General features: G+C 68.8%; 21 protein-coding genes. 10 read left to right on the plus strand and 11 right to left on the minus strand.

Translation table 11 applies throughout. The features are described from left to right. Positions 1–4: 4 nt before the first annotated feature. On the minus strand, positions 5–481 hold the full coding sequence (locus ACQRWP_RS15070) for an RrF2 family transcriptional regulator (protein ID WP_430502856.1): 477 nt from the start codon (positions 479–481) through the stop codon (positions 5–7). Between the two features lie 111 nt (positions 482–592). On the opposite strand from ACQRWP_RS15070, the gene ACQRWP_RS15075 reads away from it, so the two are divergent. Then, the gene (locus ACQRWP_RS15075; protein WP_430502857.1) at positions 593–1,060 is read left to right on the plus strand and encodes a cupin domain-containing protein; all 468 of its coding nucleotides are present in this window, start codon (positions 593–595) and stop codon (positions 1,058–1,060) included. Between the two features lie 80 nt (positions 1,061–1,140). Here ACQRWP_RS15075 and ACQRWP_RS15080 read toward each other — a convergent pair whose 3' ends face one another. Continuing rightward, positions 1,141–3,621 carry a M14 family zinc carboxypeptidase gene (locus ACQRWP_RS15080; RefSeq protein ID WP_430502858.1) on the minus strand — a complete coding sequence of 827 codons (2,481 nt, stop codon included), beginning with the start codon at positions 3,619–3,621 and terminating at the stop codon, positions 1,141–1,143. Between the two features lie 197 nt (positions 3,622–3,818). Here ACQRWP_RS15080 and ACQRWP_RS15085 point away from each other — a divergent pair, with 197 nt between their 5' ends. From ACQRWP_RS15085 to ACQRWP_RS15100, 4 genes are all read left to right on the plus strand, one after another. Further along, positions 3,819–5,642, plus strand: a complete 1,824-nt coding sequence (locus ACQRWP_RS15085; RefSeq protein ID WP_430502859.1) for a bifunctional metallophosphatase/5'-nucleotidase — start codon at positions 3,819–3,821, stop codon at positions 5,640–5,642. A gap of 197 nt (positions 5,643–5,839) precedes the next feature. After that, positions 5,840–6,868 carry a hypothetical protein gene (locus tag ACQRWP_RS15090; RefSeq protein ID WP_430502860.1) on the plus strand — a complete coding sequence of 343 codons (1,029 nt, stop codon included), beginning with the start codon at positions 5,840–5,842 and terminating at the stop codon, positions 6,866–6,868. Further along, a complete protein-coding gene (locus ACQRWP_RS15095) occupies positions 6,855–7,382 on the plus strand; it encodes a hypothetical protein (RefSeq protein WP_430502861.1) in 528 nt (175 codons plus the stop codon). Before ACQRWP_RS15090 ends, ACQRWP_RS15095 begins: the two co-directional genes overlap by 14 nt. Beyond that, a complete protein-coding gene (locus ACQRWP_RS15100) occupies positions 7,379–7,927 on the plus strand; it encodes a hypothetical protein (protein WP_430502862.1) in 549 nt (182 codons plus the stop codon). The genes ACQRWP_RS15095 and ACQRWP_RS15100 overlap by 4 nt, the downstream gene beginning before the upstream one ends. Positions 7,928–7,968: 41 nt before the next feature. On the opposite strand, the gene ACQRWP_RS15105 is transcribed toward ACQRWP_RS15100, so the two are convergent. The 5 genes from ACQRWP_RS15105 to ACQRWP_RS15125 all read right to left on the minus strand — a co-directional run bounded on the left by ACQRWP_RS15105 (position 7,969) and on the right by ACQRWP_RS15125 (position 13,089). After that, complete coding sequence (locus tag ACQRWP_RS15105; protein WP_430502863.1) at positions 7,969–8,589, minus strand: response regulator; 621 nt, start codon at positions 8,587–8,589, stop codon at positions 7,969–7,971. Further along, positions 8,586–9,932: a sensor histidine kinase gene (locus ACQRWP_RS15110; protein ID WP_430502864.1), complete on the minus strand. Its 1,347-nt coding sequence runs from the start codon at positions 9,930–9,932 to the stop codon at positions 8,586–8,588. The genes ACQRWP_RS15105 and ACQRWP_RS15110 overlap by 4 nt, the downstream gene beginning before the upstream one ends. Positions 9,933–9,938: 6 nt before the next feature. Next, positions 9,939–10,685 carry an ABC transporter permease gene (locus ACQRWP_RS15115; RefSeq protein WP_430502865.1) on the minus strand — a complete coding sequence of 249 codons (747 nt, stop codon included), beginning with the start codon at positions 10,683–10,685 and terminating at the stop codon, positions 9,939–9,941. A 21-nt stretch (positions 10,686–10,706) separates the two neighbouring features. Next, positions 10,707–11,639, minus strand: a complete 933-nt coding sequence (locus tag ACQRWP_RS15120) for an ABC transporter ATP-binding protein (RefSeq protein ID WP_430502866.1) — start codon at positions 11,637–11,639, stop codon at positions 10,707–10,709. A gap of 94 nt (positions 11,640–11,733) precedes the next feature. Further along, the gene (locus ACQRWP_RS15125; RefSeq protein ID WP_430502867.1) at positions 11,734–13,089 is read right to left on the minus strand and encodes a glycoside hydrolase family 6 protein; all 1,356 of its coding nucleotides are present in this window, start codon (positions 13,087–13,089) and stop codon (positions 11,734–11,736) included. Positions 13,090–13,437: 348 nt separating this feature from the next. On the opposite strand from ACQRWP_RS15125, the gene ACQRWP_RS15130 reads away from it, so the two are divergent. Then, on the plus strand, positions 13,438–14,289 hold the full coding sequence (locus ACQRWP_RS15130; RefSeq protein WP_430502868.1) for a CPCC family cysteine-rich protein: 852 nt from the start codon (positions 13,438–13,440) through the stop codon (positions 14,287–14,289). Here ACQRWP_RS15130 and ACQRWP_RS15135 read toward each other — a convergent pair. From ACQRWP_RS15135 to ACQRWP_RS15145, 3 genes are all read right to left on the minus strand, one after another. Then, positions 14,267–15,220: a cyclase family protein gene (locus tag ACQRWP_RS15135; RefSeq protein ID WP_430502869.1), complete on the minus strand. Its 954-nt coding sequence runs from the start codon at positions 15,218–15,220 to the stop codon at positions 14,267–14,269. The genes ACQRWP_RS15130 and ACQRWP_RS15135 overlap by 23 nt on opposite strands. Before the next feature lie 111 nt (positions 15,221–15,331). Beyond that, positions 15,332–16,222, minus strand: coding sequence for a DUF1963 domain-containing protein (locus ACQRWP_RS15140; RefSeq protein ID WP_430502870.1), 891 nt, complete (start codon positions 16,220–16,222; stop codon positions 15,332–15,334). Between the two features lie 90 nt (positions 16,223–16,312). Then, the gene (locus ACQRWP_RS15145) at positions 16,313–16,732 is read right to left on the minus strand and encodes a VOC family protein (protein ID WP_112583511.1); all 420 of its coding nucleotides are present in this window, start codon (positions 16,730–16,732) and stop codon (positions 16,313–16,315) included. A gap of 270 nt (positions 16,733–17,002) precedes the next feature. Here ACQRWP_RS15145 and ACQRWP_RS15150 point away from each other — a divergent pair, with 270 nt between their 5' ends. Then, complete coding sequence (locus tag ACQRWP_RS15150) at positions 17,003–18,190, plus strand: amidohydrolase family protein (RefSeq protein ID WP_430502871.1); 1,188 nt, start codon at positions 17,003–17,005, stop codon at positions 18,188–18,190. Positions 18,191–18,204: 14 nt separating this feature from the next. Here the strand turns inward: ACQRWP_RS15150 and ACQRWP_RS15155 are convergent, their stop codons facing one another. After that, positions 18,205–18,639 (minus strand): glutaredoxin domain-containing protein, encoded by a 435-nt coding sequence (locus ACQRWP_RS15155; protein WP_430502872.1) that lies wholly within the window; start codon positions 18,637–18,639, stop codon positions 18,205–18,207. 352 nt (positions 18,640–18,991) lie between these two features. On the opposite strand from ACQRWP_RS15155, the gene ACQRWP_RS15160 reads away from it, so the two are divergent. The 3 genes from ACQRWP_RS15160 to ACQRWP_RS15170 all read left to right on the plus strand — a co-directional run bounded on the left by ACQRWP_RS15160 (position 18,992) and on the right by ACQRWP_RS15170 (position 22,794). Beyond that, positions 18,992–20,413, plus strand: coding sequence for a family 43 glycosylhydrolase (locus ACQRWP_RS15160; protein WP_430502873.1), 1,422 nt, complete (start codon positions 18,992–18,994; stop codon positions 20,411–20,413). A gap of 77 nt (positions 20,414–20,490) precedes the next feature. Next, positions 20,491–22,149 (plus strand): RICIN domain-containing protein, encoded by a 1,659-nt coding sequence (locus ACQRWP_RS15165; protein ID WP_430502874.1) that lies wholly within the window; start codon positions 20,491–20,493, stop codon positions 22,147–22,149. A gap of 120 nt (positions 22,150–22,269) precedes the next feature. Continuing rightward, positions 22,270–22,794 (plus strand): hypothetical protein, encoded by a 525-nt coding sequence (locus ACQRWP_RS15170; RefSeq protein WP_430502875.1) that lies wholly within the window; start codon positions 22,270–22,272, stop codon positions 22,792–22,794. Positions 22,795–22,929: the final 135 nt, after the last annotated feature.

Below are 22,929 nucleotides of genomic sequence, written 5' to 3' on the forward strand. Positions count from 1 at the left end.
CGCCCTAGCGCAGTTCCACGATCCTGGCGCGGGTGTTGGCTGGGGCTTCGGGGTGCCCGCGTTCGACGTCGGCCCGGACGTCAGCCACGGTCTTGCCGGCCAGCTCCCGCCGCCAGGCCAGATCGGCGCCGCGCATGGCCTGGGCGAACGCGCAAGACTGTCGATAGTCGACGCTCGCGTGTTCGCCCGGGCCCTTGCGGAGAATCTGGTCGCACTGGAACAGCTCCTCCGGGCCCTCGATCGCGGCCACGATGTCCAGCAGAGAGATCGCCGCCGGGGTCCGGGCCAGTTGGAAGCCGCCGCGCGGCCCCGAGGTCGACGTGAGGATCCCGGCCCGGGCCAGGGCCTGGAGCTGCTTGTTCAGGTACGCCGGTGGCAGCTCGTAGAAGGCGGCGAGGGTGCTGGTCGGCACCGGGGCGTCCAGCCAGCTCAGGTTGAGGCACGTGTGGAGGGCCCATTCGACGCCCTGACTCATCCGCATGTTCCTGGACTCTACATGTCCAGGATTTGGGACGTCGACCATGACCACTGGCGTCTACTGATTCTGGACATCTAGTGTCTAGGAATCAGTTGCACGACGAAGGAGCCCACAATGACTTTGGTACGCGCAGCCCAGGCCGAGGTTCTCGACAGCGATCCGGCCAGCGTGATCACGCTGCTCCTCGACCCCGAGCACACCGGTGGCGCCCTGACCAGCAACCGCACCCTGCTCAAGCACGGCACCGACGGTGCGCCGCCACACCTGCACACCCGCTCCGGTGAGCTGTTCTTCGTGCTCGACGGCACCCTCGAGATGCTCGTCGACGACGAGGTACACACCCTGCACAGGGGAGATGCGCTCTTCGTCCCGCCGAACACCCCGCACGCCTTCGCGCCCGCCGACGGCCAGGACGCCGACTTCCTCGTCGTGATCACCCCCGGCAAGCCCCGGTTCGACTACTACCGACTGCTCGACAAGGTGCACCAGGGCGAAGCCACCTGGCAGGACGTCGGCGAAACCCAGGACCGCTACGACAACCACTACGTGGACAGCCCGTTGTGGGCCGGCCGACGAGGCTGACCGGCGCGACCTGTTCGTGCGGAGGTTGCCCCGTCGGCGCGGGTGGTCCGCACCGACGGGGCAACGATTGTCGCGGCGCGCTACCTCTTGGCGATCCTGATCGTCGCGGTGCGGTAGTTGTTGCGCTTGTCGTTCTTCGTCGGGTCGTAGTTCTTCTCGATGTTGCCGGCGCTGTCGACCGAGAACCAGTTGAACGTCGTCGTCTCGGTCACATGGAACACCTGCCCCGGCTCACGGAACTCGGTCGCCGCGTAGCGGGGTGATTCGAGCGTGGGCCGGCTGCCGTCGGTCGTGTAGTAGATGGTGGCCGGCTCACTGGTCTCGAAGCGCACGTCGACAGGCCCGGAGTAGCGCCCCGCGCCCGGGACAAGCTGGGACGTCGGGTCCTTCTTGTCCCTGCCCCAGTCGGCCGCGACCCGGAACATCTCCATGATCCCGTTGGCGTACTCCATCGTCTCGGCGTGGCCACTGACAAGCTCGGGGTTCCCGTCCCACTCCGGCTGGAACGAACCGCCCTGCCAGTCGCCGGTGGCCGGGTTGTAGACCGAGCCGCCGACCTCCCAGCCGAACGCGTAGATCCCGTAGGTGTGGTACAGGTCCTCGCGTACGTTGCCCGCCGAGGAGTAGAGGACGTCGGACGAGCCACCGACGTTCTCCGGCGTGACGACGGTTTCCCGGTGCGCCTTGACCTGGGACAGGATCCGGGCGGCGGACTGCCAGTAGAACGCCTCGTCACCCAGCGGCGGACGCGGCGTGGTGATCCGGCCGTCCGCGATGTAGGCGCCGGGCTGCCAGAAGAGCTGGCCGCCGTTGGAGTGCACCGACATCATGAACTTGATGTTCTTGTACTTCTCGACCAGCCAGATGATGTTCTTCGACTCGGGCTCGGACAGCTCCTCCGGGCCCTGGTAGGTGCCACTGACGCAGTTGGTCGACCCTCCCGCGTAGCCGTCGTGGCCCGACCCGACCCGGTAGTTCCGGTTCAGGTCGACGCCCCAGGAGTTCCGCTGCGCCGGGTCGGCGCTCGCGTCCGGGCAGTGGTTGGTCATGTTCTTCCGCTGCGAGGCGAAGTTGTAGAAGCTGTAGTTCGCCCCGTCGGGGTTGTTCGACAGGATGAAGAAGACGTCGGTGTTCTCGACGATCTTCTTCGTCTCACGGTCGGACCGGTAGTTGTGCACCAGACGTTCGGCCGACTCCAGGCTGGTCGTCGCCGGCACCCACTCGCGGGCGTGGTCCTGCGCCTGGATGAGGACACCGGGCTTCTTACCGTCACGGTGCTTGCCGATCCGCAGGACCGGGATCGTCGCGGGGCCTCGCGGCACCTCGCCCTCCGGTGCTCCGACGCGCTTCTGGTCGAGGAAGTCGGTCAGCGCGACCGGGCCGGCCGTCGGAGCGACGACTCCGGTGCCCTCGTTGGTGCGGTACGGGTGCGCCCGGTCGATGAGGCCCGCAGAGCGGGTCCGCAGCGCCTCGGCCACCTCGGCGGCCGTGCTCGTCGGCGCACCCGAGGCGTCCGTGGCGAGCAGGACACGGACCGCCTTGCCGGTGACCTCGACCGCCAGCGGGAGATCCGGGTCGGGCCGGTCCACGAAGTCCACAGTGACGTCGTTGCCGCCCTGATGACCCCACGCCGCCGAGGTGACGACAACCGCCGCCTGCCCCGTACCGCCGATCTGGGCCTGCGCGTTGCGTTGGTACCCGTTCGTCTGGTTCGGCAGGTAGACGATCTCGGCGATGTCCGGGTACTGACGGGCGATCTCCTTGGCGCGGCTGTAGAGCTGCTGCGGGTGCCGGTAGCCGTCCACGAAGTCCGACTTGTAGGACGGGTTCGCCGTCAGCGGCGGCGGGGCGTCCTCCAGCCAGTTGGAGACGACGCCGGTCCCGACACCACCGGTGGAACTCGTCAGCTTGATCTTGTTGGGGCGTACGTCGAGCTTGAACAGGTTCCGGTGGAACATGTACTGCCCGGAGTCGACGAACCGGCTCATCGTCCGGGCGAAGCCGAACGGCGTGCCCTTCCCCGAGTCGTTCTCCAGCTGCATCCCGACGATCGGGTCCGCCTGCTGCCCCTCGGTGGTCCGCGCCTCGACGTAGAGGAAGCCCTGACCCTTGGTGGTGAACCAGTCGGCGCGAACGACGCGTACCGTCGCGTCGTGGTTCGCCGGCTGGGCTGCCCGCGCACTGGCCGCGCCGACGTCAAGGCCGCCGTCGGCCTCGTCGCTCCAGGTGAAGCCCGCGTCGTCGCCGAGCACCTCGACGCCCATCGCCGTGAGTTCGGTGACCTGCTCGGCGGTCACCACCGCTTCGCCCTCGATGCCGTTCGGCACGCGCCGGAGGCCGTGTTCGAGGTCGAAGCCGGCTGCGGCCACCTTGTCCAGCATGTCGGCACCGGTCAGCCTGAGGTGTACGAGGCGTACCGACTCACGATCCTCAGGCTGGGATCGGCTGGCGGCGGCTGGCGGCCCCGTGGGATCCGCGCCCGCAGGGCCGGTCGTCACGAGGATGCTGCCCACCAGGGTGGACAGCGCGAGCAGCGCGATGCGCTGTTGTGATCGCCGCATTCCCCCTCCTTCTGCCTACGACGGGTGATTGCCGGCGGACCGGTCCGGTGAGCGTATGTGCGTTCGCAGCTCCAGTGGTTCACGTCGATCGAATTTGAGCATTCCTTGAGGCGACCGTCGCCGTTCACGCAATGTTGATCAACTAGGCGGAGGCTGTCCGGGCGAGTCAACCCTCACCATCCATGGGAGCCCGACACATGCGCGACAGCGCTCGATTGCTCCGGCGTGGCCGGTCCACCCTGGTCGCCGCGGTGGCCGCCGGCCTACTGCTGGCCGGTGGGACAGCCACGACGGCCGCCTCGGCCTCGCCGGCCGGCGCCCGTCCGGGGACGCCGGTCCCGGTGCAACTGTTGTCCATCACCGACCTGCACGGCTACTTCGGCGACTACACCACGACCGTGCCCGGCGCCCGAGCCGGCGAGCCGGCCCGTCAGGTCGGTGGTGGCGCCTACCTGACGACGCACCTCAAGCAGCGCCAGGCCGGCCAGCGGAACTCGATCCTCTTCTCGGCCGGGGACGACTTCAGCGGTTGGCCGAACGAGACCGGGTGGTTCTGGAACGAGCCGACCATCGAGTACCTGAACTCGATCGGGCTGGACTTCTCCACGGTCGGCAACCACGAGATGGATCGGGGCTACGAGTTCCTCCGGCACATGGACGACGGCACCTGCCGGTGGCGGCCCGACAACGACATCTGCTTCACCGACTCCACCGGTCGGCGGTTCCACGGCGCGGACTACGACTACTACTCCGGCAGCCTGGTGGACGACCGCAGCGGCAAGCCGAAGCTGCCGCCGTACCACGTCGAGTACGTCAGCGACGGGCACGGCGGTCGGCTGCCGGTCGGCTTCGTGCACGCCACCACCAAGCTGATGTCCGAGGAGCAGATGTCCTACACCCCGAAGGGGATCGACTTCCTCGACGAGGCGGACACGGTCAACAAGTACGCGGCTGTGCTGCGCCGGCAGGGCGTCCGGGCCATCGTGGCGGTCATCCACGAGGGCTTCTCCCAGCAGTCCGGCGCCGGGTACGACGAGTGTGTCAACCCGTCCGGCCCGATGGTCGACGCCAACGCCCGGATCAGCCCGGACGTCGACGCGATCGTCACCGGGCACTGGCACGCGCTGGTGAACTGCATGCTCCCCGACCCGGCCGGCAACCCGCGTCCCCTGGTGGAGGCGGCCAACCACGGCCGGCTGTTCAACGAGATCAACCTTCAGCTCGACCCGCGTACCGGCGAGGTGCTGCGGGACCGGACCACCTCGGTCAACCACGCCAACACCCAGGACGTGACCCCGGACCCGGAGACCCTGCGGATCGCCACCTACTGGCGAGCCGAGCTGGCGAAGCGGTCGAACCTGCCGGTCGCCCGGGTGACCGCCGACCTGACCCGGGCACCGGGCGACAGCGCCGAGTCGAGCATGTACAACGTCACCGCCGACGCGTTCCTCTGGGCAGCGAACCGGGACGGCAAGGCCGACCTGGCGGTAGCGATGCCCGGCATCCTGCGCCGCGACGTCCGGTACGCCGCCGACCCGGCCAACCCGGCGGACGCCCCGGGTCGGGTGCTCTTCTCCGAGCTTGCGCTGGGCACCGTCTACGACAGCGGCATCGGGGTGGGTTTGGTCCGGGGCGACGTCACCGGCGCGCAGCTCGACCAACTGCTGGAGAGTCAGTGGCAGCAGGCCGCCGACGGCACGGTGACGTACCGGCAGATGGCGGTGTCGGACAACGTCCGGTACCGCTACGACCCGTCCAGGCCGGTCGGCGACCGGGTCGACCCCGGCAGCGTACGGATCGGTGGGAAGCCGCTGCGGCTCACGTCGACGTACCGGATCGCGACCCTGGCGAACAATTTCTTCGCCAAGAACGCCACCCCCGGCTTCACCGCGCTGTTCGACGCGCGCAAGCAGGACCGCAGCCTGTACAACGGCGGTGACGCGCTCTGGCGCTACCTGGAGAAGGCGTCGCCGGTCCGCCCGCCCGCGCTGGACCGGGCGACCCCGGCACCGCCCCGGTAAGCGGCACCGGTCGGGTGCGGACGGGCGACCAGGCACCGCCCGCACCCGAGCCCGGTTGAGCGAGCGATAGAGCGCGCACCCGGGCTCAGCTTCCATCAGACCGCGTCCGTGTCCCGGATGGCAGGTCCCCCGGCAGAGGGAGCGCTTCCCCATCTGTCGGGGAGGAGAGCTGATCCGCAGCCAGCGATCGTTGGTCCATGGCTGTCGTTGAAGTACCGACCCGTACCAGACCGTGGCTGCTGGCGTGTGCCATGTTCGTCGGCGCTGCGGTGGCTCAGCGGCTCTACTGGATCGCGGGTGGCCGGTGGGGGTACACCGCCTGCGATCGCACCGATCTGGTCGATCCGGCGGGCGGGTGCGGCGCGGACCAGGTCGTGGCGTTGCCGTTCTGGTCGGGGTGGGGCGCGGTGGGAGTCGGCATCGCCCTCGCGGTGGTGCTCTGGTGCACGGTCCGGTTTCCCGGCAGCCGGGCGACCGCCGGCAGCTGGGCTGCGGCCGCGCTGCTCCTGGTGGTCGCGTTCCCGCTGCACCTGGTCTTCGAGATCCCGGCGGCACTGGCGGGGCGACCCTCGGACTGGCGTGACCTCGGAACCCGGCTCGTGCTGCTGGCCGGTGGCGTCCTGTTCGCCGGGCTCGCGAACGCATCCGGGCCCCGGCGCGGACCGGCCGCCGTCGGCTACCGGCCGGTGCCGCGGTGGACGCGCCGCTGGGCGTACGTCGCCGTCGCGCTGCCCGTGGTCGGCTGGGCCGTGCCCCACGCGCTGTGGGTGCTCGGCGTTCCGGTCGGCATCTCCGAGCGGGAACTGAACGACATCGAGCGGAACCTCTCCACGCCGACGGGGGTGGCGATCACGCTCGTCCCGCCGCTCGCCGGCCTACTCGTTCTCGGGCTGGTACAGCGGTGGGGGCAGCAGTTTCCGCGCTGGGTGCCGGGACTACACGGCCGACAGGTCCCCCGACGGCTGGCGGTGATCCCGGCCGGGGTGGTGGCGCTCACGCTGGTCACCTACGGCGTGCTGAGCATCGCGGTACTCGTCGGCCGACTGCTCACAGGTGACACGCGCTGGTCCGACGTGTGGGACGGCTGGGCCGTCACCGCCACGCTGCTGGTGTTCCTCGGCTGGGGAGTGTCGTTGGCCGTCACCACCACCGGCTACGCCCTCGCCACCTCGACCGATGCCCCCATGACCGCCTCTCAGGATCGGAGCGTCCATGAACCCCACTGACGCTGCCCGCGTCTCGACCGCCGCTCCGCCGCCCTGGGCGATCTGGGCCGCCTACGCCGTCCCGCTCTGCGTCCTGCCGTCCGCGGCCTGGCGACTGTCGTTGGTGTTCACCGACGATGCCGTCACACGGTGGTACATGATCTTCCTGTCCGCCCTGTCGATGGGGCTGGCCCTGTTGACACTCGGGCTGGTGCACCGGTGGGGACAGCGAGTTCCGCAATGGGTGCCCCGCATCGGGGGCCGTCCCATTCCGGCGCGTCCGGTCGTGCGCGTCGCACTGATCGGTGGCTGGTTGCTCGTCGCCATCTGCGTGTACTTCCTCCTGAACCAGAGGTTCCACCTCGTGCAGAGCGTTTGGGTAGGCATCGGCGACGACGAACCGGTACACCCGACTCCCGGTTGGGAGGTGTTCCGCTACTACGCCCCAATTCTCGCGTGGGGCCCGCTCGTCATAGCCGTGGCCGCCGACTATCGCCGGCGCGCAGCCATTGTTCGAAGATTGGAGAAGCCATGAAAATCCGCAGGTTGCTTGTCGCCATGCTCGCCGGGGTCGTGACGGCCGTCGGTGCCCCGGTGGCGGCTCAGGCCGACGACCAGGACCCACCCGAGGTGCCCGCCACGCCGGGTGCGTGGATCGCCGGCATCGGCGGCTTCGTCTACAACGAGCCCGGGTTGGTCGATCATCAGATCCGGTTCGGCGTCCTGGGTTGGGTCGACCGCCACGGGACAGGCCACGGTGTGTTCCGCTTCCGGCACGCGAGGCCCGACGGGAGCGTGGCGAGCGAAGGACAGGCCGAGGTGACGTGCGTCAGCGTGGTGGGCGACACCGCACTGGTAACCGCGGTCGTCCCGGCAGGCGGCAGCCCAATGGTCAACCACGTCTTCGCTATCAAGATCATTGAGGGCGGGCCGGGTCGAGCCGACCAGATCGAGACGCTCCAGGCCGGCGGCGATCCGAACAGACCCGCCAAGCGGTACTGCATCGACACCGCCCCGTACAACCTTTCCCGCTACCCGGTCCGGCCCGGCGGCTACGCGTTTGGATCAGCTGGCCGGTGACCTCCAGGCGTCGAGGTCTTCCGGATGGGGCCAGCAGGGCGTCACGTGAGCAGGCGACGGCGGTAGCCCTCGGCCACCGCCGAGGCTCGATCACGAGCGCCGAGTTTGTCGTAGATGTGTTGCAGATGGGTCTTGATGCTCGCTTCGCCGATGAACAACGCTGTAGCGGCCTCTCGATTCGAGTTCCCGTTCGCGACCAGTTGCAGTACCTCCTTCTCTCGATCGGTCAGTGTGCCGGCGCTGGGCCTTCGAACCTGCTCCATGAGGTGCTGCGTCACCGACGGCGCGAGCACCGACTCTCCACGTGCGGCTGCACGGACGGCTCGCATCAGTTCGTCGGGTAGCGCATCCTTCAAGAGATATCCGATCGCGCCCGCCTCGATCGCCGGCAGGACGTCGCTCTCGCTGTCGAAGGTGGTCAGGATCAGCACTCGGGTACTCGGGGCCCGCTCGCGCAGGGTCGCGGTCGCGGCGACGCCGTCCATCCCGGGCATCCGAAGGTCCATGAGCACGACATCCGCCGCCAGCAGCTCCGCACGTTCGATGCCCTCGGCGCCGTCCCCGGCCTCACCGACCACAAGGATGTCCTCGGCGTCTGCGAACGTGTCGCGAAGACCGCCCCTCACGATCGGATGGTCATCGACAATTACTAGTCGAATCATCGGTCGGTCTCCCCCTTTGCTGTCGTGCCCCCGGGGGCGAACGCTGGAACGCGCGCACTGACGGACGTCCCTTCACCCGTTGCGCTCTGCACCTCTATGTGACCGCCGACCCCTCTGATGCGCTGGCGCATGCTCGTCAGGCCGAAGCCGGTGCCGATCCCTTTCGCGAACCCGCGTCCATCATCCCGCACGTCCAACAGCACCTCGGTGCCCGTGTACGACAGCGTGACACCGACGCGCGAGGCCTTCGCGTGCTTCGCCACGTTGGTCAGCGATTCCTGCGCGACCCGGAAGAGCGACACCTCGATCGCCGGGCTCAGCGGCTCTCGGGTGCCGGTGACCTCCACCCGCGCGCTGATCCCCTGGTCCTCCGACCATCGCTCGGTCAGCGTGCGCAGCGCGTCGGGGAGGTGCGCGCGCCCGAGTTCTTGGGGAGCGAGTGCCTGCACGGACCGTCTGGCCTCGGTCAGGCTGCTGCGCGCGAGCCGAAGTGCACGCGCGACGTGCTCTTCGGTCTCGCCCCGCACACTCGCGGAACGCTCCGCTACCTGGAGCTGTGTGATGATGCCGGCGAGACCCTGGGCCAGAGTGTCGTGGATTTCTCGGGCCAGTCGCTGCCGTTCGTCCTGGGCCCCGGATTCCCGGGCCTGGGCGACCAGTTGCGCATGGAGCCCGGCGTTCTCGTGCAACGCTGCCTCGAGCCGCTCGACGAGTTCCTCCCGCTTGCGTTCCTCTGGTTCGCTGCGCGCCGTCAGCAGGATGCCCACCCCGATCGCCGCGGTCTGCACGGCGACGATCAGGGTGAACTCCGCGAGCATATTTGGGGTCGGGTTCGCCCACACTCGCATCGGCGAGCCGTTGAGGGCCACGGAGGTGGCCAGGACTCCGAGCAGCCCCACCGGCCATGGCTTGAGCAAGTACGCGTGGAAGAAGCCCGCGATGGTGAAGACGAGGAAGATGTCGGAGTACGTCATGAGGGTGACGCACAGTGCCAGCAGTCCGACGAAGTAGATGCCCGTCGGCACGGGCCGGAGCGTCCTCCTTTTGATGGGCAGTGTGTGCCCGAACAGCACCCACAGCACCGAGACCGTGACCAGTCCGAGGACGGATGTGCCTTCGGGCCAGAAGCGTTCACCGGAGGCCGGAAGCACCCACGAAAAGTAGATCGCCGTCGAGATCGTCAGCAGCAGCCACGGTGTGAACAGCTGCAGAAGATCCCAGACCCGCAGCTGCTCCTCTTTCCAGGCCAACCGGGAGCGATTCGCGATCTCTGCTTCTTCCGCGATGTCGGATCCGTGCGTACTGGAGCTCGGACGCTCACCGGCCCCGGCGACTCGCGTCATCGTCACCTACTCCCAGCGGAAGAGCTTCGCGGCGGTCGCGCTCGCAATCACTGCGATGCCCGCCATTATGGCAATCTGCAGCCAGAAGGGCTGCCCACCGGCGGTGGCGGTAATCTCGCCCGCTTCGGCGGACCACGCTGCCGTCAGAGCCTGCAGCCCGGGCGGTATGAATTCGCCGACCTCGCGCAGCAAGTCGGGCATGAGGACACGGGGCAGGAAGGCCCCGCCGAAGAACATCAGCGCAACGAACAGGAGGGTGCCGGTCTGGTTCGCGGCACTGCTCGTGCGGACCACTGCCGCGGAGATCATGCCGAGCCCGAGGAGTGCCGCATAGCCGACGACGAAGGCGACGACGAACTCCATGGGCCGCGTGGGCGGCGCGATATCCAGCACCGCCCAAGCGGCGAAGATCATGAGTGCTGCGGAGACGACCACGGAGGCGAACGCGACGATCATCTGCACGAGCAGGACGCTCCGCGGATGCGCAGGAGTGGTCGACAGCCTGCGCAGGATGCCGCGCTCACGATACGTCGCTATCACCACCGGGACGTGCTGTACGGCGATCATCACCATCCCGAACACCAGTGCGGTCGGCGCCCAGAGGTCGATGGACCGGAGCCCGCCGGTTTCCGGCGACGACTCTCTGAGTGCCGGGATGGCACCCAGCCCGAGCAGGAGTCCCGTCGGGAACAGCACGCCGAAGATGACGGTGGCAGAGTCTCGCAGGAGGAGTTTCGTCTCAACCTTGATCATGTTCGTGAGAGCAGGCATGGGTCAGCCTTTCCTTTGGAAAGGTTCTGGGGATTCCGGGGCGCGGCCTGTGAAGGCCACGAACGCGTCGTCGAGGTTGCGCTGGTAGACGCGGAGATCCTCCGCCACGACCTGCGCCTTGGCGAGAGCCCCTGCGACGCTGCTCAGAAGCTGTCCGCTGCCGCTGACCAGCCAGCGGCCCTCGGTGATCTCGACATCGGTCACGTCGCGAAGCTCCGTCAGGACACTCTTGTCGAGCGGCTGCCTCACACGGAACCGGACCTGCTGCACCGCGCTCGCCCGCGCGATCAGCCCTGCCGGCGTGTCCACTGCGGCAACCCGGCCACCATCGATGACGGCGATCCGGTCGCTGAGGCGTTCCGCTTCATCCATGAAGTGCGTGACAAGGAGGATCGTGACGCCCGTGTCACGAACCCGCTCAATGAGGCTCCACGTGTCGCGCCTCGCCTGCGGGTCCAGTCCCGTCGTGAGCTCGTCGAGGATCGCGACCTTCGGGCCGCCGACCAGAGCGAGCGCGATCGAGAGCCGCTGCTTTTCTCCGCCCGAGAGAGCCTTGTACTGCGTGTTGCGCTTCTCGGTGAGACCCAGGAGCTCCATGAGCTCGCGCCAATCGACGGGGTTCCGGTAGAAGGAGCTGTACAGCTCGACGGCTTCGGCGACCTTTATCGCGTCGGGGAAGCTGCTCTCCTGCAGTTGCACGCCGAGTCGCTCACGCACCTCCGCGCGATTCTTTTTCGGATCGAGGCCCAGCACAGAGATCGAGCCCGAGTCGGGCGTTCGCAGGCCGGCGATGCTCTCGACGGTTGTCGTCTTTCCGGCGCCGTTGGGCCCGATGATGCCGAAGATCTCCCCCTCTTCAACGGTGAAAGAGACGTCGTCGACGGCAACGTGCTGCCCGTAGCGCTTGTGCAGATTTCGTACTTCCAGTGCGGTCACACTGCGAAGCTACGGGCGCACCACACCCCGCTACGTCGACCATCGCGTCTGAGCTTGGGTTGATTCGCGCCTCCACCGATCGGTGGATCCACGGTCACAGCGGTGGCCAGGCATTGGCCAGCAACTGACGGAAGTGCGCCGGGAACCACTCTCCCAGCGGCGGGGCGCCGGGCATCGCACCGGTGTCGTACGCGGATCCGCGAGGCGGCAGGTAGTTCGGGTCGCACAACGGCTCGTACGGCTGGCCGGCGTTCGGGCTGCCGCTGGTGCCATCGGACTCGCCGGGCGGCTTGACCCAGACGTAGGCGTCGATGCCTGGTTCCGGCTCGGCGACTGGACGCTGCCCGAGGCCGGCATCCCTCTGGTTGCACCAGTTCCCGATCGCTGCCCGCCGGTCGATCCGGCTGCCGTCGACGTAACGGTTCAGATCGCCCGAGGTCGCCGGACCGGTGGGTCGGTTTGGGCCACCCCAGCCGTTGCGTGAGGTGTCGACGACCACACCCGCGTCCGGGGAGAAGCCCGCCTCCGTCAAGAGACCCCGCAGGTGTCGCGCGTAGGGCACCTCGTCGATGAACGGGTTCCAGTCGACCCACTTGGACTGGTGCACCGGCTGGCCGTTGATGACATCGTCGGCGCGGAAGTACTCCTCGTGCAGGACCGAGTAGTTGGCGGTGTTGGCGACAAAACCATGAACGTCGGCCGCCGTGCTCCCGGCGGTGGTCGCGGCCTGCAACAGCAGCGCCGTCAGCGGGCCGGAGTCCTCCGGCCAGCCGACCTCGGCGTGGTGACTGATGTCCAGGTACGAGTAGACATTGGGTACGGTGCCGAGCCGTTCCAGGGCGTACCCGATTCCGTGCTGGTAGGTGCCGCGCGCCAGCGCCTCCTCACAGGCCGGGGTGGCCGCGTACCGGTTGCCGGTGTTGACGACAAGGTCGGGCAGCGAGTTCGGCTCGACGAAGACGACGATCCGTAGATCGGCGTAGTCGGGAGTAGAGAGGATCTCGACAATCGGATCGACGAACTCCGCCCGGTACCGGGAAATGTCCTCGATCGACAGCTCACCCTGCGGGGCCCGCCGGCCGCAGTCGCGGGCCGGCAGGTTGTACAGGGTCAACTGGACGAGGTCGGCGTGCTGTGCCACGGCGGCGTCCAGGTGCTCGCGCAGGCCCATCCTCCCGTCGGCTCCCCCGATCCTGGCGATCCGGTCCAGCCAGACCGCGGTCGGCTGTTCGGCGACCGCGGCGCCGCCGGGTTCGGCCGAGGCACGCTCGAGCCACTCGGGGTCGACGTAGACCTGAGCTCCGACGTAGGGGTTGGCCAGCCGGTGCGGCGGATCGGCGGCGTTGGCCGGACCGGCGGCGGCGAGCATCACCACGACGAGGACGGACACGGCGGCGGTGAGGACCGGGCGAACCCGGACGGGTACGCGTCCCCTACGTGGCATGGTCATGGTGGTACCCCCTCAGAACCTGACCCGGCACCGCCCCGCGGCTACCGGCCCGGCTCGGTTGCTCCGACCGCATGACAGCGCGGCCGAAAGCCCTGCCAGGAATCCATGTTCTTCTATGTGTAACCGCATTATGCCGTACGGGCGTCGGGCCGGGGGCCCCTACGTCGGTGCGATGGCTGCCATTGCTGTTCCTGTGACCACGGATGGCACCGTCCTCGTCTCCTGCTGGGTAGTCGAACGTGCGTAGCTGGCCGCACAACTGCTGACCACTTCGCAGCGGCAGTTCAGCGCGGCCGGCGCCCCAATAAGCGCAGGACTCGACGAGATTTCTCGTGCACGCTTGGCGGCATGGAGCCCGCCTACCCCTGTGTGTGCTGCGGATATCGCACCCTCTCGGAACCACCGGGATCTCATGAGATCTGTCCCGTGTGCGGGTGGGAGGACGACGTCTACCAACTCCGCTGGCCGTATCAGGCGGGCGGCGCGAACGAACGCTCGTTGTTCGATGCCCAGCGGAGCTTCAATCCGTCCGTGTCCAGCCCCGATGCCAGCAGTACGCTAACCCGCGCCGATGTGGTCGATGTCGAGCGGGAACCTCTCTGGCGGCGCATCGATGATCGCCGCGACCGGTTCGAGCCACGCGGCGGGAGTCTGGCCCCGTGGCCGGACGATCGGACGGTCCTGTACTGGTGGCGGCGCCGCACCGCGAGAGCCTGGTGGGAGGACGTCACACCCAGTGACCTCACCTACGGCGACGACGCCGACAGTCGGGTCACCGAGTTCGTCGCTGCCGTGCGTGCTGTCGCCGACGCGACGCCGCCTGCCGATCCTGACAACCTCTCCGGCATGGAGGTCGACTTCGACCACTACCTCTGGCGCTGCCGATCGATCCGGCAGGTGACCGTGGCCAGCAGCGCGGACCCTGCCCGTCAACTGACCGCCTACTGCCTAGCCGAACAAGCCGCTACGCCACACCAGGTCGCAGGTGAACTCGAGGAAGTGTGGCTGCGGGACCTCTGCTACCAGCACTGGCAGGCTCACCTGCTGCACATCACGCCGACCTCGGTAAATCTGCACGTAGCGACCATGAACAACCAAGGCGGCTACTACATCACCGCTTCGATCATCACACGATGGTCCGGCGATACCGATGCGCCGGCAGACGCAGCACCGGTGGTCAGAACGTGGCGATCGGGTTGACCGGGCTGCCGGACGTGCCGGCGAAGCGGACCGGTGCGACCGCCAGTTGAAAGTCCCACTGGCCGAGCTCGGTAGCCGTCGTCGCGCAGGCCTCCAGGTCGCAGTTGTCGAGCATCCACAGACCCATCGCGACGAGGCTCACAGCGTGGACCGGCATCAACACGTCGTCGTACCCCGACGGCTGAACGTCCTGCGGGGTGTCGGCGCCGATCAGCGCCACCCCCCGTTCATGCAGCCACGGCAGGCAGGACGCGTGCCAGCCGGCCTGCGTGAAACCGCTGGCCGCACCGTTCTCGTGCCGGAAGCGCCCGTAGCCGGTCCGCAGGAGTACCGCGTCGCCGGGTCGCACCCGCACACCCTGGCGACGCTCGGCCTCCTCGAGATCGTCGGGAGACACCCCCTGGCCCGGCTCCAACCACGGCACATCGCGGGCCGCCGCGACGTCGAGCAGGACACCACGCGTGACGATCCCGTTCGCGGCCGCCGTGACGGCCGCCCACGCCGAGCCCGTTGCGGCGTCGACCAACGAGTGTGACCGCCCGTTGTACATAGTGCCGTCCCAGTAGATGTGGCACGGCGAGTCGAGGTGGGTGAGGGTGTTGCCGTGGAACGAGATGCCGAGCCGCTCGGACGAGAAGCCCCAGCGCCGGTCGGCGTGGAAGGCGGGCGGCATGTTCTCCGCACCCGGCATGTCAGCGGTGCATGGGCACGTCGTCGTCGACCGCTCCATGTCTGCCGGTACGGAGACCTCCCATGCGCAGGACACGCTCCTGCCGTGCCGCACGGCCCGCGCCGCCGTCAACCGGACGTCGTCGCTGATGTGGTTCAGCGTGCCGAGTTCGTCGTCGTCGCCCCACCGCCCCCAGTTGGACAGCGTGTCGAAGTACCCGAGCACCTCGTCCTGGGTCGGCGTTGGTCGTCCTGCCGTCATGTCAGCATCGACTCCTCTGGTCACGCGGTATCGAGGCACCGCAGGTCACGGTAGCCCGCCGCTTGATCGACGGACGACCGCAGGCGGCGCAGGTGCGCTGCCGCCGCTGTTCTACTCACTGAACTCGGTCACGGAGAGCGCCTCGTCCAGCCGAGCGGCGGCCAGGTCGTCGTGGCGGATCACGAAACTGCCGTAGTAGAACTCGTCGGCCAGGGAGAACCGGGCGAGCGACACCCATTCGCTCGTCAGCCGGTGCTTCTCCTTCTCCACCTGGGAATACCACTGCGCCACCGGGACGACGATCTCACCGGCCTTCTCCCGCCCGGCGAGGGTCTGCTCCGCGATGCTCCTGATCACCTCGTCGTCGGCATACCCGCCGATATCGGCGCTGGCAAGCCCTTGATCGGGCGGCCAGAGGTCATGGGCCAGCGCACGGAGCTCCTCCAGATGCGGGAGGTCACGCTCCAGGTCACGGGCCAACTGCTGCTGGAAGGGCGACAGGTCGTCCTCGTCCTCGTCGTCCTCATCGTCGTCGTGAGTCGCGATCCAAGGGGGCAGCTCCGCGTCCAGCGTGGCGCAGACGTCGTACTGCTCGCCGACGAAGTCGGGGATGTTGGGTTCTTCCGCCACCTCGGTATCGGTGTCGGCCGGCACGTACACGACCCGCGCGTACCTCCGGTCTCCGGTGCCACCGGCCAGGTGGTCCTCCTCGTGGGCCAGGAAGAAAAGGATCGAGCCGTCTGCCGGCAGGCCGAAGCCGTCGACTCTCGGCAGCGCCGCACAGTCGACGGAGAAGATGAATGGCAACGGACTGGCTCCGGCGGTCGGCCAGTCGGTGCCCACCGGCAGTCGGGGCAACCCACCGAACTGCCCGACCGGGGCACCGCCGGAACCCCCGCCCAAGCGGATCGACAGCCGAAGATGCGTGGTGAACCTGTCGATCTCGTCGTCCGGAATGCCCACTTCGATCGCGGCACGGCGAAGCTGCCCCTGATGATCCATGGCCCAGGATGATGCCACGCGGGTACGACGAGAGGACGCCAGGCGACGGGGTGGCTCGCCCTGTCGACACCACCGCCGGTGCCCCGACGGTCAGAGGCCCTGCCCCACCTCGACCAGATATCCGTCCGGGTCGCGCAGGTAGCAGCGGATCTCCGTTCCGTGGTCCTTCGGCTCGGTGAGGAAGTCCGCGCCCCGGGACTTCCACTCCTCGTAGAGTTTCCGAATGTCCCGGACCCGGACGTTCATCGCGCAGCTCAGGGTGTTGGAGTCGGCCGGCGCCTTGGCCTGCACCGTCGGCTTGTCGTCCGTCGGACCGCCCTCGACGTTGATGATGATGTAGCTGTTGAAGAACTTCATGATCAGCGGGCTGCTCTCGTGGACGCAGGTCGCCCCGAACACCCGCTCGTAGTACTCCCGGGATCGCGCCAGATCGCGAACGATCAGCAATGTTGCGAGGAACATGCCGTCCTCGGGCTCGAAGTAGTCGGGTGCCGGGTTGGCCAACGCCATGACCGTCCTCCTGTCGTCGCCCGTCCAGCGCCGGAAAGTCGGGCGGCGTCGGTATCCCCCGCATCTGTTGACGAAAACGCCACTGCGGCAGGTGCTGTCCCGACTGACCCAACAGGTGCCGACCCGCCAGAGGGATGGCATATCGCTCTGGCGAGGGAGGCCGGGTGCCCGTGGCGATGCGATGGTCAGGCCATGGCCGGTGGCCGTCAGCGGACGAGGGCATCGCGGGCATCGGTGGTGGCAGTTACAACCGAGCGGGGTGGGGTGACGATGACGAAGCATGCTGTCCGGGTGGCCCGGATGTTCGACGGCGAACGGCTCGTGGACGGCGGGGTGCTGGTCCTGCTCGACGAGGGGCACATCGTCGACGTGCACCGGGGTAGGGCCGAGGCGCCGGAAGGCTGGCCGGTGCGCGAGGAACCGAACGGCACTCTGCTGCCCGGCTTGGTCGACGCGCACGTGCACCTGTGCGCCGACGCCGGTCCCGACGCGCTCGGCCGGCTCGCCGAGCGTCCCGAGTCGGACCTCGACGCGGTCGTCGAGGCGTCACTGCGCTTGCACCTGGCGGCCGGCGTCACGACGGTCCGGGACCTGGGTGACCGGCGCGGCGCGGTGCTCCGGTGGCGGGGTCAGGGGGTGCGGAACGACCTACCAACGGTGCTGGGGGCGGGTGCACCGCTCACCAGCGTCGGCGGGCACTGCTGGTCGCTGGGGGGCGAGGCGAGCGGCGTTGACGGGGTCCGCGAGGCCGTACGTCTGCGGGCAGCGGCCGGTGCCGATCTGGTGAAGGTCATGGCCAGCGGCGGGGTGTTCACCCCGGGCACCGACACCACGAGGCCGCAGTTCACCGACGAGGAGTTGACCGCCGCACTGACGCAGGCCCACGATCTGGGCCTGCCGGTGACCGCGCACGCGCACGCGCTCAGCGCGGTCGAGCAGGCGCTGCGCGTCGGTGTGGACGGTATCGAGCACTGCACCTGCGTGACCGCGGCCGGCGCCCGCGTCCCCGGCGAGCTCGCGGACCGACTGGCCGCGTCCGGGGTGGCGGTCTGTGCCACGCTCGGCACCGACCCGGCCGTGGTCACGCCACCGGAGGTGGTGGAGATGGCGGCGCGGGCCGGGCTCAGCGAGGCCGCGCTGCGCGACGGCGTTGCCACCCTGCACCGGGCCGGGGTCCGCCTGGTGGCCGGTTCGGACGCGGGCCTCGGCCCCGCGAAGCCGCACGGGATCCTGCCCGAGACGCTCGTCGAGTACGTGGCCTGCGGCATTCCCGCCACCGTCGCCCTCGCCGCGGCCACCTCGGTCGGCGCCGAGGTGTGTGGCCTGGGCCGACGCAAGGGCCGCATCCACCCCGGGTTGGACGCCGATCTGCTGATCGTGGACGGCGACCCGACGAGCGACATCACAGTGCTGCGCCGCCCGCTCGCGGTGTACCTCGCCGGTGACCTCGTGGGATAAGGGGTGTCGCCGGGTCAGGACGAGCGGAGTTGCTGGCGGAACCAGGCTCGGTCGGGGTTCACGACGGCCTGATCGCCAAGCACGACGGTGGGCACGGTCTCGTTGCCGCCGGCTACCGCCCGGACGGCGGCGGCAGCGGCCGGGTCGCGCCAGATGTCCACCCAGTGCGCCCCCCGGGCGAGCCGGCCGAGGGAGAACCGGAGCTGGAGACAGTAGCGACAGCCGGGACGCCAGTACACGATCGGCCGGCCGTCCACCGCGCTGGCCCGCTGCGCGTCGGCGGCGCCCACCGAGCGGGGGAAGGCCCACGGCGACAGCAGCAGCGCCAACATCAGGAAGACCAACAACTCGACGCCGCCGACGACGGGCAGATCGTCGGCCAGTTGCGCCGCCGCCACCAGCACGCCGCACGCCGCCATCACGATCGCCAGAACCCACCGTCGCAGCACGCCGAGGACCCTACCTCCAGGGACACGAGGGCCGCTGTTTCGGCCAGGTCGGCGGCCATCACGCCTTGACATGTATCGATGTTAACGCCAACATGAACTCCGCCACCTGGTAGCAACGCCACCGTCACATTCCCAGCCCTTCGCGCCTCTCCCCCGGTCCTGCCCGACGTCGCCGCTCGGCGTCGACCGGACCGGCTGCGGCATCGCCGCGGTGCTACCGGTGCTGGTCAATGGCCGTTCCCAATCTCGCGGAGGACACATGCCGCTGCCATTCCCTCGAACCGACCCGAACACCCGTCGGGCAGTCCGCCGGGGGCCTGCCGGCCACGGTGTCCCTCGGGGTCTGCGATCGATGCTGGCCGCGGTGCTGGTGGTGCTGGCCGTGTCGGCCGGTCTGCCCGTGGCGGCACCGGCTCACGCCGCACCGGCCGTGAACTACACCAACCCGTTGGTGAACCAGCGGGCCGACCCGCACATCTTCCGGCACACCGACGGCTACTACTACCTGACCGCGACGGTGCCGCAGTACGACCGGATCGTGCTGCGCCGGGCGACCACCCTGCAAGGGTTGGCAACGGCCGCGGAGACGACGATCTGGAGCCGCCACACCAGCGGAGAGATGGGCGCCCACATCTGGGCGCCGGAGATCCACTTCATCAACAACCGGTGGTACGTCTACTTCGCCGCGGGCCGCACCGACGACGTGTGGCGGATCCGGATGTACGTGCTGGAGAACGCCAACGCCAATCCGCTGACCGGTTCGTGGACCGAACGCGGCCGGATCACCACACCCTGGGACACCTTCAGCCTGGACGCCTCGACCTTCGTAGCCAACGGGGTGCGCTATCTGACCTGGGCCCAGCAGGAGCCGGCGATTGGAAACAACTCCAACGTCTATCTCGCCCGGATGGGTGCCAACCCGTGGCAGATCACCGGCACCGTGACCCGGCTCGTCGTGCCGACCTACGACTGGGAGACCCGCGGCTACCGGGTTGCCGAGGGACCGGCGGTGATCCAGCGGAACGGCCGGATCTTCCTGACGTACTCGGCCAGCGCGACGGACGCCAACTACTGCCTCGGGATGCTGAGCGCCTCCGCCAGCGCGAACCTGCTCGACGCCGCCTCCTGGAGCAAGAGCCCCAGCCCGGTGTTCGCCAGCAACGCGGCCACCAGCCAGTACGGCCCCGGCCACAACTCGTTCACCGTCTCCGAGGACGGGCAGAGCGACATCCTCGTCTACCACGACCGGAACTACCGCGACATCAGCGGCGATCCGCTCAACGACCCGAACCGACGCACCCGGCTGCAGAAGGTGTACTGGAACGCCGACGGCACCCCGAACTTCGGCATCCCGGTGCCCGACGGGGCCACACCGGTGCGGCTGCGGTCCCATGACCAGGCCAGCAGCTACATCCGGCACTACGACTACCGGGCCCGGATCGAGCCGAACGTGGCCAACCTGGCCGACTCCCAGTTCCGCATCGTCACCGGCCTCGCCGGCGGCGGATCGGTGTCGCTGGAGTCGACAAACTTCCCCGGTTACTACCTACGCCATCGGGGCTACGCCCTGTACGTGGAGAAGAACGACGGCTCGGCGCTGTTCGGCGGCGACGCGAGCTTCCGTCGTCAAGCCGGCCTCGCCGACAGCGCCGGGATCTCCCTGGAATCGCAGAACTTCCCGGGCCGCCACGTGCGCCACCGCGACGGGCTGCTCTACATCGAGGCGGTCAGTTCGGGCGCCGACCGCGCCTCGGCCACCTTCCATCTTGAGTAGCCGCCCACAGGTCGAGGTGCCCGCGGTCGTCGACACCGTCCAGGTTCGCCCGGAGCCCATTCCAGCCAGGAGGAGCAATGCCCTTCACCAGCACGAGAAGGCCGTCCGGCGGCGGATCGATCCGTCGCGGCCGGCGCACGGGCCTGGTGCTCGCCATCATCACCACGCTGATCGGCGCGGCCGGCGCCGCTCTGGTCGGCGCACCGCCGGCAGCGGCGGCGAGTATCGACACCAACGCCTACTACGTCCTGGTCAACCGGAACAGCGGCAAGGTCCTCGACGTCCGGGACACCTCGACGGCTGACGGCGCGGTGATCCAGCAGTGGTCCCGCAACGACGGCGCGTGGCAACAGTTCCAGTTCGTCTCCTCCGGCAGCGGCTACTACCGCCTCAAGGCCCGGCACAGCGGCAAGGTCGTCGACCTCTGGGAGTGGAACACCGCCGACGGCGCCGAGTACCGCCAGTGGTCCGATGCCAACGGCGCCAACCAGCAGTTCCAGGTCCTCGACTCCGACGGCGGCTACGTCCGGCTGATCAACCGCCACTCGGCCAAGGCACTTGAGGTCTGGGAGCGGTCCACCGCCGACGGGGGCCGGATCAGTCAGTACGCCGACCTCAACGGCCCGAACCAGCAGTGGCAGCTGGTCGCGGTAGGCGGCGGCAGCACGCCACCGACCACCGGCTGTGGCAGCGGATCGAGCAACGCCGAGGCCGTACTGAGCGGGAGCACCTGGACGGCCCGCAATGGCTCGTCGACGGTCTACTCGGGTTCGGACATGCTGTCGGCGATGCAGGCGGCGGTCAACTCGCTATCGGCGGGTCGTACGTCGAAGCAGCGGGTGGTGGTTCGCGGTTCCGGCTCGATGAGCGCGGGCTCGCGGTTGTCGCTGCCGTCGTATACGACCCTGGCGGTGTGCGGCACGATCAACGTGACCGGGTCGGGCTCGGGTGACCAGGCGCCGGTGTACTCGCGGGGAACCACTGACGTCGAGGTGCAGAACCTCACGCTGACCGGTTCGCCGTTGTACGGGATCTTCATGCGCAACGTGAACAACCTGACCCTGGGGCAGATCGACATGCGGCTCTCCGCCGGTCTGGGCGTCCGCATCGACAACCACGGTGGAGATCGAGCGGTCAAGGTGCGCAACATCCGCATCGACAACGTGTACGTGTCGGGGACCGGTACCCACGGGGTGGAGACGTACGGCGTGGACGGTCTGACGATCGGCACGGTCACGGCCCGGAACACCCGGGACTCCGGCCTGCTGCTCAATGACACGATCAACGCCACGGTGGGCACTGTCGACGCGCAGGGCGCCGGGGCCGGAACCGGGTACGCGGCGTTCCGGATGGCCAACCGCAACGGCCGGGTGGGCAACTCGTACCCGACCAACATCCGGGTCGGAACCGTGCTCGCGTCCGGCGGTGGCCGGGGGATCTTCTGCGTGTCCGAGTCCGGTGGCGCGGTCATCGACCGGGTGACGATCTCGAACACGGGGAACAACGCGATCCTGGTGGAGAACTGCTACAACGTCGTCATCGCCGGGGTGTCGGGGACGGTGACGGGCGGTGGCGAGGTGCGGATCGCGGCCCGGAGCGAGTTCCCGATCTCCTCTGGCATCCGGTTCCAGAATCTGACCGTCAGCGGCACCAACATCACCCAGAGCCCCTGCGGTGGGGCGAACAACACGATCAGCAACGTCACTCGGGTCAACTCGACGCTGACGTGGTGCTGACCCGGTGAGGAGCGGCCGCCCGGGGTTGGGGCGGCCGCTCTCAGCCGGATCGTGGTTGGTGCACCGGCCCGGACCGGTCACGGGGTTTCGCCGGCTGGCGCCTGCGGGTAGCGATGGCCCATGAACCGCAATCTCGTCAAGGCTCTACAGGTCGCATGGGAGCTGCCGGAGTTCCGCTCCGGGGTGCGACACGTCGTCGATCTCGAGGAGATTGCGGGGCTGCTGGCCACGCTGTCCGTTCCGGACCATGACCACGAGGTGGAGCGCAGCCTGCTGAGCCTGCTGCGGTCCGCTCTGGACACGGTCGAGATTCGGGAAGCGGTGTTGCTGCTGCTGGAGCGGGACGAGGTACGCAGGCCGCTCGTCGCGGCGGCGGTGGAGCCGCTGGCGGACCGGCCGGGTCAGGCTGCGGCCATCGCGTCGGCGGCCGAGGATCCTGTGGTGCGGCGTGAGGTGCGGGCGGTGCTGGCCAGCGCCAAGGTGCGCGAGCTGATCTGGCAGGCGATCGAGAACCAGCTGAGCGACAACCGGTTCGGTCTGATCCGCCGGGCGGCGGTGCTGTTCGTGTGGCACCCGCGCGTCCGGCGTCTCGCGTGGGCGGTGCGCCGGCACGGCGTGTTGCGGGAACTACGCCGCAAGCAGTGATCCACGCCGACCGATTCCGTCGGGGCGACTCGCCCGAGCTTCTGTTAGCGTTAACAGTCACGCCGATCAATCAGAGCCGGAGAGGTCGTCGGGACCACGGTCAACACCGTGACAGCGCAGCAGACCGGTGCCGAC

This window comes from Micromonospora trifolii, from assembly GCF_050516465.1.
Lineage (GTDB): Bacteria > Actinomycetota > Actinomycetes > Mycobacteriales > Micromonosporaceae > Micromonospora > Micromonospora trifolii.